Origin of the sequence: Streptomyces sp. NPDC002476 (genome assembly GCF_042889785.1) — a bacterium.
Taxonomy (GTDB): Bacteria; Actinomycetota; Actinomycetes; order Streptomycetales; family Streptomycetaceae; genus Streptomyces.
This window is the reverse complement of record NZ_JBIARH010000003.1, coordinates 416,671-427,474: the sequence shown is the minus strand read 5'-3', so window position 1 is coordinate 427,474 and position 10,804 is coordinate 416,671. Positions and strand designations below refer to the sequence as shown.

Genomic DNA, 10,804 nt, shown 5'->3' with positions numbered 1-10,804 from the left:
TCATGGCCGGGGGAGAGCGAAGTGGAGTACGCGCAGGTTGAGCCGAAGCTGCTCGTGTGGTCACTGGCCCGGTTGGTGAACCTGCGGCAGAGCGATGCCCTGGATGTGGGTGTGCCGTGCATCGAGACGACCATCGGGGTGATGGACGCGGGGCTCACGGCCCTGGGCAGTGGGGCGCCCTCGGCGGACGGGGGCACCCCTGAGCGGATTCAGCAGGCGCTGGCGGAAGCGGGAGACCTCACAGAGCCAGCACTCTCCCTCTTCTCCTACCTGCTCCTCGAGTTGCGCGTGCACTGGCGTGTCACCTCGGCGTGGCACGGCCAGGACGACACGCAACCGACTGTCGCCGTGCGCGGATTCGGCATCTGGGACTGCGGCCCACTGGGCTACTGGAGCCGGGAATCCCCGGCTGAGCCCGTGCACGAGGGGCAGGTGGGACCGGACAGTCCCCTGGTGCTCCGCCCCGTCGGCAGCAAGCCGGTCTGGGAGATGCTGGCCGATCTCCTTCCCGAGGAGGAGGAAATCCGGCGGACCGCGTAGCGAAGTTCCCTGGGACATCGCTGGGCGGAACAGAACGCGGCTCAGCACACACCTTGTCCTCCTGGCCGAGCCCGGAGAAGGGTCTCGCGCCGAGGTGGCGGTTTCTAGCGGTCGTCGCAACACGTGGTCGGTTGTCTAGGCCGTGAGCAGTTTATGCAGGCGCTCGGCTGGGGTTTCCCAGCCGAGCGTTTTGCGTGGGCGGCGGTTGAGCTGGTCGGCGACGGCGGCGAGGTGTTCGGGGGTGTGGACGGACAAGTCGGTGCCCTTGGGGAAGTACTGCCGCAGCAGGCCGTTGGTGTTCTCGTTCGAGCCGCGTTGCCAGGGGCTGGCGGGGTCGCAGAACCGGCGGTCCGGATCGGCCCTTGCCCATCGGTGCAGTTTGAACTGGTGATCGAGTACCCGCCGCTCAGCCGCGAAAATGCTCGGCCAAGTAGTCGACGGCGCGTCGCTATTCAACAACGCTCCTCCCCGACATCAACACCACTACTATCACGCTGTCGCCCTTCCCCATGCGGCCGGCTTTCCCGGCCTCGGAGTAATACGGCGACTCCGCCACGATCCGGTGCCATCAGTGAGCGTCGCACCTGCCCGCCGCCCGGCTGGCTGCCAGGCGGGGAAGGCGACACTGGATCGCTTCCCACGTTCACTGAGGATCCTTCGACGGCGTCGGTGCCCAGCTCTACCCCGGCGGCATCACCACAGACCGCACATCGCAGTCTTGGTCCGGGCCTCCGACTGCCCAACCTGCGAACAACCGAAGAGGAGAGGCCATCGGACAGAGCACTCTCCAGTACCGCAAAGCGACCCATCCACCAGATTCGGCAGGCCGCTGACGACTCACGGGGCTTCAACCACTGGTTCAGTTTCCTTACACCCATTCCGTCTTCGCTTGCGGGCACGAACCGCCTGGTGGTGTCGGTCCGCCCCTACGTTGTCGAGGCTGCTTCCGGCCTCCACCCCCGACCTGGGGATCGGCCTGCCTCCAGCTTCAACCGGTCACTGCGATGACCAGCGGCGGGCTCCTCCTCCCGCACGATTCCTCAGCGCCTCGTGGCTCACGCCCGAACTCGTCCATGCAGAAGATGACTTCCGGTTCGCCTTCCTCGGGTACGACCTCACCGTCGGCGATCGCGTAGAGATGCTCGACGCGGGCCTTCTTGGCCGCGTAGTCCGGGTCCCGGGAGGTCTTCCAGGTCTTCACACGTTGAAACGAGACGCCCTCCTCGCGGAGCAGGATGCGAAGGCCCTCGTGGCTGATGTCGTCGACCACCCCCTCGGCGACCAGGAAGTCGGCCAGCTTGACCAGGCTCCAGACCGAGAACGGCAAGGCGTGCTCGACCGGCCTGGACTTGGCGATCTTCTTGATCTCCCGGCGTTCAGGAAGGGTGAAGGTTCTCGGCCGGCCGCCCTTGTATTTGGGGTAGAGCGCCTCGAAGCCGTCGGCGTTGAAGTTGTGGATCACGTCCCGGACCCGGTCCGGGCTCGTGAACGTCACCTCGGCGATCTTCGCCACGGACATACCCTGCGCGGACAGCAGCACCATCTGAGCCCGCCGCCAGGTCACCACCGAACCGGTGCCCCTGCGGATGATCCGCAGCAACCGTCTGCCCTCGTCGTCATCGATCTCCCGGACCCGCACACGTTCAGCCACGTGATCATTCTGACCGCCCGGCACAGCAATCAAGCAATGCTTCACAATGGGGCGGACGTTGCCCGATACGGCACTAGAACCCAAGGTGTCAGGGACGCCCCTTCACGTCCGACAGATCCGAAGCTATGCCACGTTGACCCGCTGGCCGGGCGGGGCCGCCTCCAGCCAGGCGAGGAACCCGGTCAGCGCGTCCTCGCTCATGGCCAGCTCCAGGCGGGTGTCGCGATGGAGACAGCCGAGCACCACGGCATCGGACAGGAGCGCCAGCTCCTCCTCGCCCTCGGGCATCCGGCGGGCGATCACCTCGATCGCGGAACGCTCCAGGATCCGGCGCGGACGGGGCGCGTACGAGAAGACCCGGAACCAGTCGACCTGGTCACCGCTGTACCGGGCGACCCCGTACACCCAGCCCTTGCCCGAGAGATCGGGCTCCTCCGGCACGTTCCACCGCAGGCTGCAGTCGAAGGTCCCGCCGGAGCGCTGGATCAGCCTCCGGCGCAGACCGAAGACGAAGAGTCCCAACAGGACCAGGGCGACGACCGCTCCGCCCACCCACAACGCGAGGAACATCTCCACCGACCTCCTCGCGTCGTCGAGTAACGGATACACCAGAACTTCACAGGCATCTGCATCGCCTCAGCCGCGGCACGGTCCGGAGGGGTCTCCAGGCCGTGCCGCGGCTGAGGGTAAAGCTACGTCGTCGCGGTGCGCTAGCGAACCGCCACCGCGCGCAGTCGCACTTCGGCGCGCCGCTCGGCAGCGGCGTCCGTCGCCTCCTTCGCGCGCTCCAGCGCACGCTCGGCGCGCTGGACATCGATCTCGTCCGCCAGCTCCGCGATCTCCGCGAGCAGCGACAGCTTGTCGTCCGCGAACGAGAGGAAACCGCCGTGCACCGCGGCGATCACGGTTCCGCCGTCGCTCGTGCGGATCGTCACCGGGCCCGATTCCAGCACACCCAGAAGCGGCTGGTGACCGGGCATGACGCCGATGTCGCCGGACGTGGTGCGCGCGACGACCAGGGTGGCCTCGCCGGACCAGACACTGCGGTCCGCCGCGACCAGCTCGACGTGCAGCTCAGCAGCCAAGGGTGGCTCCTCGGGTCACCACCCGGCCGCGCCGGCCGGGTGTTGGGTCAATTCTAAGGGGCGTGGTGAGGGGGACGGGACGTGCCCGTCCCCCTCGGTGAGCCGTCGGCTCAGGAGACGCCGAGCTCCTTGGCGTTGGCCTTGAGGTCCTCCAGGCCACCGCACATGAAGAACGCCTGCTCCGGGAAGTGGTCGAACTCGCCGTCGCAGATCGCGTTGAACGCGGCGATCGACTCGTCGAGCGGAACGTCCGAACCGTCCACGCCGGTGAACTGCTTGGCGACGTGGGTGTTCTGCGACAGGAAGCGCTCGACGCGACGGGCACGGTGGACGACCAGCTTGTCCTCCTCGCCCAGCTCGTCGATACCGAGGATCGCGATGATGTCCTGGAGGTCCTTGTACTTCTGGAGGATCCCCTTGACGCGCATGGCGGCGTTGTAGTGGTCCTCGGCGATGTAACGCGGGTCCAGGATCCGGGACGTGGAGTCCAGCGGGTCCACGGCCGGGTAGATGCCCTTCTCGGAGATCGGACGGGAGAGAACCGTCGTCGCGTCGAGGTGGGCGAAGGTGGTGGCCGGGGCCGGGTCGGTCAGGTCGTCCGCGGGGACGTAGATCGCCTGCATCGAGGTGATCGAGTGACCACGCGTCGAGGTGATGCGCTCCTGCAGCAGACCCATCTCGTCGGCCAGGTTCGGCTGGTAACCCACCGCGGACGGCATACGGCCGAGCAGGGTGGACACCTCGGAGCCGGCCTGGGTGTACCGGAAGATGTTGTCGATGAAGAAGAGCACGTCCTGCTTCTGCACATCGCGGAAGTACTCCGCCATGGTCAGACCGGCCAGTGCCACACGAAGACGCGTGCCCGGCGGCTCGTCCATCTGACCGAAGACGAGCGCCGTCTTGTCGATGACGCCGGAGTCGGTCATCTCCTCGATGAGGTCGTTGCCCTCACGGGTACGCTCACCGACGCCCGCGAACACCGACACACCGTCGTGGTTGTTGGCGACGCGGTAGATCATCTCCTGGATCAGAACGGTCTTGCCGACACCGGCACCACCGAACAGACCGATCTTTCCACCCTTGACGTACGGGGTGAGGAGGTCGATGACCTTGACGCCGGTCTCGAACATCTCGGTCTTGGACTCGAGCTGGTCGAAGTTGGGCGCCTTGCGGTGGATCGCCCAGCGCTCGGTGACCTCGGCCTCGGCCTCGGGCTTGTTCAGGATCTCACCGAGGGTGTTGAAGACCTTGCCCTTGGTGATGTCGCCGACCGGGACGGTGATGCCGTCGCCGGTGTCCGTCACGGGGGCCTGGCGGACCAGGCCGTCGGTGGGCTGCATGGAGATGGCGCGGACCATGCCGTCACCGAGGTGCTGCGCGACCTCGAGGGTCAGCTTCTTGAGCTTGCCCTCCTCGGCCGGGTCGGCGACCTGGACGGTCAGCGCGTTGTAGATGTCCGGCATCGCGTCGACGGGGAACTCCACGTCGACGACCGGGCCGATGACCCGGGCGACGCGGCCCGTGGCAACGGCCGTCTCAACTGTCGTCGTCATTACTTGTCACTCCCCGCGGTCGCGTCGGCCAGCGCACTGGCACCACCGACGATCTCGCTGATTTCCTGGGTGATTTCGGCCTGGCGGGCCGCGTTGGCGAGCCGGGAGAGCGTCTTGATGAGCTCTCCGGCGTTGTCGGTCGCCGACTTCATCGCGCGGCGGCGGGCGGCGTGCTCGGAAGCAGCGGCCTGGAGCAGCGCGTTGTAGATGCGGCTCTCGACGTACCGCGGAAGCAGGGCGTCGAGGACGTCCTCCGCCGACGGCTCGAACTCGAAGAGCGGCAGGATCTCGGCCTTGCCGTCCTTCTCCTTCTCGGCACCGAGGCTGAGCGGCAGCATCCGGTCGTCGACCGGGTTCTGCGTCATCATCGACACGAACTCCGTGAAGACGATGTGCAGCTCGTCGACGCCGCCCTCGGCGGTGTCCTTGGTGACCGCCTCGATGAGCGGGGCGGCGGCACGCTTGGCATCCGCATAGGTCGGGCTGTCGGTGAAGCCCGTCCACGAATCCTCGACCTTGCGCTCGCGGAATCCGTAGTAGGCGACACCCTTGCGGCCGATCACATAGGTGACGACCTCCTTGCCCTCACCGCGCAGCCGCTCGGTCAGCCGCTCCGCGGCCTTGATGGCGTTGGAGGAGTAACCGCCGGCCAGACCGCGGTCGCTCGTGATGAGCAGGACCGCGGCCCGCGCCGGGTTCTCGGATTCGGTGGTCAGCGGGTGCTTGGTGGTGGAGCCGGTCGCCACCGCCGTCACCGCGCGGGTGAGCTCGGTGGCGTACGGCGTCGACGCCGCCACCTGACGCTGCGCCTTGACGATGCGCGAGGCGGCGATCATCTCCATCGCCTTGGTGATCTTCTTGGTGGCGGTGACGGAGCGGATGCGGCGCTTGTAAACGCGAAGCTGAGCGCCCATCGATCAGCCCTCGCCCAGGAGCTTGCCGTCCGAGGTCTCGAACTGCTGCTTGAACGCGGCGACGGCGTCGGCGATGGCCTGCAGCGTGTCGTCGGACATCTTGGCGCCCTCGCGGATGCCGGTCAGCAGGTCCTTGCGCTCGCGGCGCAGGTACTCCAGCAGCTCGGTCTCGAAGCGGCGGATGTCCTCGACCGGGACGTCGTCCATCTTGCCGTTGGTGCCGGCCCAGATGGAGACGACCTGCTCCTCGACCGGGAACGGGCTGTACTGCGCCTGCTTCAGCAGCTCGACCATGCGCTTACCGCGCTCCAGCGACGCCTTCGAGGCCGCGTCCAGGTCGGAACCGAAGGCGGCGAACGCCTCCAGCTCGCGGTACTGGGCGAGGTCGACGCGGAGACGGCCGGAGACCTGGCGCATCGCCTTGTGCTGGGCGGAACCACCGACGCGGGAGACGGAGATACCGACGTTCAGGGCCGGACGCTGGCCGGCGTTGAACAGGTCGGACTCCAGGAAGCACTGGCCGTCGGTGATGGAGATGACGTTGGTCGGGATGAACGCCGACACGTCGTTCGCCTTGGTCTCGACGATCGGGAGACCCGTCATCGAACCGGCGCCCATGTCGTCGGAGAGCTTCGCGCAACGCTCCAGCAGGCGCGAGTGGAGGTAGAAGACGTCGCCCGGGTAGGCCTCGCGGCCCGGCGGACGGCGCAGCAGAAGCGACACGGCGCGGTAGGCATCGGCCTGCTTCGAGAGGTCGTCGAAGATGATCAGGACGTGCTTGCCCTGGTACATCCAGTGCTGACCGATGGCCGAACCGGTGTACGGCGCGAGGTACTTGAAGCCGGCCGGGTCGGACGCCGGGGCGGCGACGATGGTCGTGTACTCGAGCGCTCCGGCCTCTTCGAGGGCACCGCGCACGGAGGCGATGGTGGAGCCCTTCTGACCGATGGCGACGTAGATGCAGCGGACCTGCTTGTTCACGTCGCCCGAGCGCCAGTTGTCGCGCTGGTTGATGATCGTGTCGACGGCCAGCGCGGTCTTGCCGGTCTGGCGGTCACCGATGATCAGCTGACGCTGGCCGCGGCCGATCGGCACCATGGCGTCGACGGCCTTGTAGCCGGTCTGCATCGGCTCGTGCACCGACTTGCGGACCATGACGCCAGGGGCCTGCAGTTCGAGGGCGCGGCGGCCGTCGGTCGCGATCTCGCCGAGACCGTCGATCGGGTTGCCGAGGGGGTCGACGACGCGGCCGAGGTAGCCCTCGCCGACGCCGACGGAGAGCACCTCGCCGGTGCGCTGCACCGACTGGCCCTCCTCGATCCCGTCGAACTCGCCGAGGATGATCGCACCGATCTCGCGCTCCTCGAGGTTGAGGGCGAGACCGAGGGTGCCGTCCTCGAACTTCAGCAGCTCGTTCGCCATGGCCGAGGGAAGACCCTCGACCTTCGCGATGCCGTCGCCGGCAACGCTGACCGTACCGACCTCCTCGCGCGAGGCCGCGTCCGGCTTGTACGACTGGACGAAGTTCTCCAGTGCGTCCCGGATCTCCTCCGGCCGGATCGTGAGCTCCGCCATCTGGGTTCCCTGCTCTCCTTGTTGGGCCCGAAGTTTCTTAAGGGGGTCTGGGGGCCGACCCCCAGGAATCTTCTGCAGTTTCTGCACGGCCCAACCGGGCCGCTGGTCTTGCTCTGGTTTCTTGTGCTGCGTCGGCTCGTCAGCCGGCCATACGACGGCTCGCCTCTGCCAGGCGGTCCGCGATGGTGCCGTTGATGATCTCCTCACCGACCCGCACCGAGATCCCGCCGAGGACCTCGGGGTCCACGTCGAGGTTCAGGTGCATGGGCCGACCGTAGATCTTCGCCAGTGCCGCACCGAGACGCTGCTTCTGCCGGTCGCTGAGCGGCACCGCCGAGGTGACCACGGCGACCATGCGGTCCCGACGCTCCGCGGCGAGCTTGGAGAGGGACTCGAGTCCCGCTTCCAGGCTACGTCCACGCGGCTGGGTGACGAGGCGCGTGATCACGCGCTCGGTGGCCGGCCGGGTCCTGCCGCCGAGCAGGCTGCGCAGCAGCTGGCTCTTGGCGGTGGCGGACGCGGACCGGTCGGTGAGCGCGGCACGCAGCTCCTTGTCGGAGGCGACGATCCGGCCGAACCGGAACAGCTCGTCCTCGACGTCGTCGAGGTCTCCGCCGCGCTGGGCGGCGGTGAGGTCCGCGATGTTCGCCAGTTCCTCGACCGCGTCGACCAGGTCGCGCGACTGCGACCAGCGGGAGCGGACCATGCCGGAGACCAGGTCGACGGTCTCGCCGCCCACCTGACCGCTCAGCAGTCGTCCGACCAGCTCGGCCTTGGCCTCGCCGACCTGCGACGGGTCGGTGAGGACCCGTCGCAGGGAGACCTCGCGCTGGAGCAGCGCCGTCACGGCGGCCAGCTCGTCGGCGAGCTTCGCCGCGTCGACCGACGTGCTGTCGGTCAGCGCGTCGAGACGCTCACGTGCCGCAGCCAGTGCCTCGCGGCTCGCGCCGTTCATCGGACGGCCTCGGCCTTCGCGTCGGCCTTCGCCTCGAGCTCGTCGAGGAAGCGGTCGACGGTGCCGCTCTGCCGGGCGTGGTCCTCCAGGGACTCCCCGACGAGCTTGCCGGCCAGTTCGACGGCGAGCGTGCCGACGTCCTGGCGCAGCGCCGCGGCCGCGGCCTTGCGGTCGGCCTCGATCTGGGCGTGCCCGGCAGCGATGATCTCCTCACGCTGCCGCTGGCCCTCGGCCCGCATCTCCTGCAGGATCACGGCGCCCTGCTCCTGCGCCTCCTGGCGCATACGAGCGGCTTCGTGGCGGGCCTCGGCGAGCTGAGCCTTGTACTGCTCGAGCACGCTCTGGGCCTCGGTCTGGGCCGCATCGGCCTTTTCGATACCGCCTTCGATGGCCTCGCGGCGCTCTTCCAGAACCTTGTTGATGTTCGGGAGGAGCTTCTTGGCGAGGAAGCCGAAGACGATGAGGAAGGCGATGAGGCCGATGACGAGCTCAGGGATCGGCGGGATGAGAGGGTTTTCCATCTCGGCCGCGACCGTAAGCATCTGGCTCACGTCATTGCCTTTCGTCTAGTGGGCTGGTCGTGGATCCGAAGATCACTTGCCGTAGACGAACGGCATGACCAGGCCGATGAGGGCGAGCGCCTCACAGAAGGCGAAGCCGAGGATCTGGTTGGCGCGGATGAGACCCGCAGCCTCGGGCTGGCGGGCGAGAGCCTGGGTGCCGTTACCGAAGATGATGCCGACGCCGACGCCGGGACCGATGGCGGCGAGGCCGTAACCGATGGAGCCGAGGGAGCCGCTGACGGCAGCAAGGGTCTGGGACATGCCAGTTCTTCCTTCTCTTTCACGGACCGGTGGGGGTTGGCCACCGGACGACTAAGGGTCGGTGCGCGAAGTGCTCAGTGGTGCTTGGCGAGCGCGCCCTGGATGTAGGTGCAGGTCAGGAGCACGAAGACGTACGCCTGAAGCGCCTGGATGAAGAGCTCGAAGGCGGTCATCACGATGGTCATCACGAAGGAGACGCCCGCGTAGGCGATGCCGATGCCGTTGAGCAGGTACCAGCTGGCGATCGTGAACAGCAGCAGCAGGGTGTGGCCTGCGAACATGTTCGCGAAGAGTCGCACTGCGTGGGTGAAGGGCCGGACCAGCAGGTTCGAGAAGAACTCGATGAGCATGGCCAGCGGCAGCACCGGGCCGAGGGACTTGTCGTACCCGGTGATGTTCTTGAAGGCGCCGACGAATCCGTGCCGCTTGAAGGTCAGGCTGACCCACAGGATGTAGACGATGAGCGCGAGCACCGCGGGGTAGGCGATGATCGACGTCACCGGGAACTGCGCCACCGGGATGATCGACCAGAGGTTCATCATCCAGACGAAGAAGAACAGCGAGACGACGAGTGGGACGTACTTCTCGCCCTCGCGCTTGCCGATCGTCTCGTAGACGATGCCGCGGCGGATGAAGTCGTAGCCGGCCTCGGCGACCATCTGCAGCTTGCCGGGGACGACCTTGGGCTTACGGAAGGCGGCCCAGAAGAACCCGACGATGATGATCGAGCCGAGCAGGGCCAGCAGCATCGGCTTGTTGAAGTACAGGTTGCTGTCCGCGTCGCCCCAGAGGGGCTCGAACAGGAACGAGTGCAAGCCGGGTGCCGGGAAACCACAACCATCGAAGATGTGGCAATCGGTCTCGAAGGCGAGCACCTGTGTCGGGTCAGCACTCACCGCGGGCTCCTTCAGCGTGGCGCATAGGTACGGCAACCTCGTTGTGTCGGCGCGGCGCGCAGCCGCGGTTCGGCACTGGACTGGTGTTACGGATGTGTGAGCGGCAGTCAGGCATTGAGCCTCGCGATCGAGCAGGCGTCAGCTCACATGCCCGCGCCCGCAATGCCGCAGTTGGAACCGGACGATAGCAGGGTCTCGAACCCACGCTTATCCCGCCCCTACCCTTCACGACTTCGACCCGGCGTTCTCGGGCTTCCCGCTCTTGTCGGACTCGGGTTCGACGTAGAGGATCTTGGCCTTCATGTGCGCACGCGCCTGTGCGCCGATCCACACGAGAGTCGCCACGACCAGGGTGATCGCGAAGGACTTCGGGTTGAACACCGTGGTGTTCTTGAATGCGGCGACGAAGATGAACAGGAGGAGGAGCTGAGCCGTGTAGAGCATCAGCCCCATTGCCTGGAAAAGCTGGGGCAGGGACCGGGCGGTCCGTTGCAGGACCACGAGTCCGATCCCCATGAAGAGGATCACCACGAGCGTCCCCACGACCGCGCCGAGGGCTCCCTTGCCGCCCGCCACGACGCCACTGATCGCAGCGGCGACGGCGCCGGCGGCAGCGGTGGGTACGGCGGTCTGGAGGAGAGTCCGGGCGTCGTTGGACGGCATGGGGCAGCTCCGCTTGCAGGGGATGGGCAGTGTGTCGTCATGGACGAGCGTAGGGCCCGGTCCGAGTCGACGACTCGGGCCGTCGGACCGTGGTACTCAAGTCCTTCAACTCCGTCACCGGGCCTAGTGAACGGTATCACAAACTATT

The 10,804-nt window shown here is 67.2% G+C and carries 10 protein-coding genes and 3 pseudogenes; 1 reads left to right on the top strand and 12 read right to left on the bottom strand.

Translation table 11 applies throughout. The annotated features are described in order from the left end of the window. Positions 1–540: pseudogene (locus tag ACFYXM_RS05765) on the top strand (histidine kinase); the annotation flags it as partial. A gap of 135 nt (positions 541–675) precedes the next feature. On the opposite strand, the pseudogene ACFYXM_RS05760 reads toward ACFYXM_RS05765, so the two are convergent. From ACFYXM_RS05760 to ACFYXM_RS05705, 12 genes and pseudogenes are all read right to left on the bottom strand, one after another. Continuing rightward, positions 676–882: pseudogene (locus ACFYXM_RS05760) on the bottom strand (IS30 family transposase); the annotation flags it as partial. 718 nt (positions 883–1,600) lie between these two features. Further along, a pseudogene (locus ACFYXM_RS05755) lies at positions 1,601–2,191 on the bottom strand (helix-turn-helix domain-containing protein); the annotation flags it as partial. Positions 2,192–2,314: 123 nt separating this feature from the next. After that, complete coding sequence (locus tag ACFYXM_RS05750; RefSeq protein ID WP_389287188.1) at positions 2,315–2,761, bottom strand: DUF2550 domain-containing protein; 447 nt, start codon at positions 2,759–2,761, stop codon at positions 2,315–2,317. 140 nt (positions 2,762–2,901) lie between these two features. Beyond that, the gene (locus ACFYXM_RS05745; RefSeq protein WP_073789163.1) at positions 2,902–3,276 is read right to left on the bottom strand and encodes a F0F1 ATP synthase subunit epsilon; all 375 of its coding nucleotides are present in this window, start codon (positions 3,274–3,276) and stop codon (positions 2,902–2,904) included. Positions 3,277–3,386: 110 nt separating this feature from the next. After that, positions 3,387–4,829, bottom strand: a complete 1,443-nt coding sequence (atpD, locus tag ACFYXM_RS05740) for a F0F1 ATP synthase subunit beta (protein ID WP_389287156.1) — start codon at positions 4,827–4,829, stop codon at positions 3,387–3,389. After that, positions 4,829–5,743, bottom strand: coding sequence for a F0F1 ATP synthase subunit gamma (locus ACFYXM_RS05735; RefSeq protein ID WP_389287154.1), 915 nt, complete (start codon positions 5,741–5,743; stop codon positions 4,829–4,831). The genes atpD and ACFYXM_RS05735 overlap by 1 nt, the downstream gene beginning before the upstream one ends. Before the next feature lie 3 nt (positions 5,744–5,746). Continuing rightward, complete coding sequence (gene atpA, locus ACFYXM_RS05730; protein ID WP_389287152.1) at positions 5,747–7,318, bottom strand: F0F1 ATP synthase subunit alpha; 1,572 nt, start codon at positions 7,316–7,318, stop codon at positions 5,747–5,749. Positions 7,319–7,457: 139 nt separating this feature from the next. Beyond that, positions 7,458–8,273, bottom strand: a complete 816-nt coding sequence (locus ACFYXM_RS05725; protein ID WP_389287150.1) for a F0F1 ATP synthase subunit delta — start codon at positions 8,271–8,273, stop codon at positions 7,458–7,460. Next, a complete protein-coding gene (locus ACFYXM_RS05720) occupies positions 8,270–8,815 on the bottom strand; it encodes a F0F1 ATP synthase subunit B (protein ID WP_389287148.1) in 546 nt (181 codons plus the stop codon). The genes ACFYXM_RS05725 and ACFYXM_RS05720 overlap by 4 nt, the downstream gene beginning before the upstream one ends. Positions 8,816–8,866: 51 nt before the next feature. Further along, positions 8,867–9,097: an ATP synthase F0 subunit C gene (gene atpE / locus ACFYXM_RS05715; protein ID WP_024884520.1), complete on the bottom strand. Its 231-nt coding sequence runs from the start codon at positions 9,095–9,097 to the stop codon at positions 8,867–8,869. A 74-nt stretch (positions 9,098–9,171) separates the two neighbouring features. Beyond that, positions 9,172–9,993: a F0F1 ATP synthase subunit A gene (gene atpB, locus ACFYXM_RS05710; protein WP_389287146.1), complete on the bottom strand. Its 822-nt coding sequence runs from the start codon at positions 9,991–9,993 to the stop codon at positions 9,172–9,174. Positions 9,994–10,218: 225 nt separating this feature from the next. After that, positions 10,219–10,656 carry a hypothetical protein gene (locus tag ACFYXM_RS05705; RefSeq protein ID WP_389287144.1) on the bottom strand — a complete coding sequence of 146 codons (438 nt, stop codon included), beginning with the start codon at positions 10,654–10,656 and terminating at the stop codon, positions 10,219–10,221. Positions 10,657–10,804: the final 148 nt, after the last annotated feature.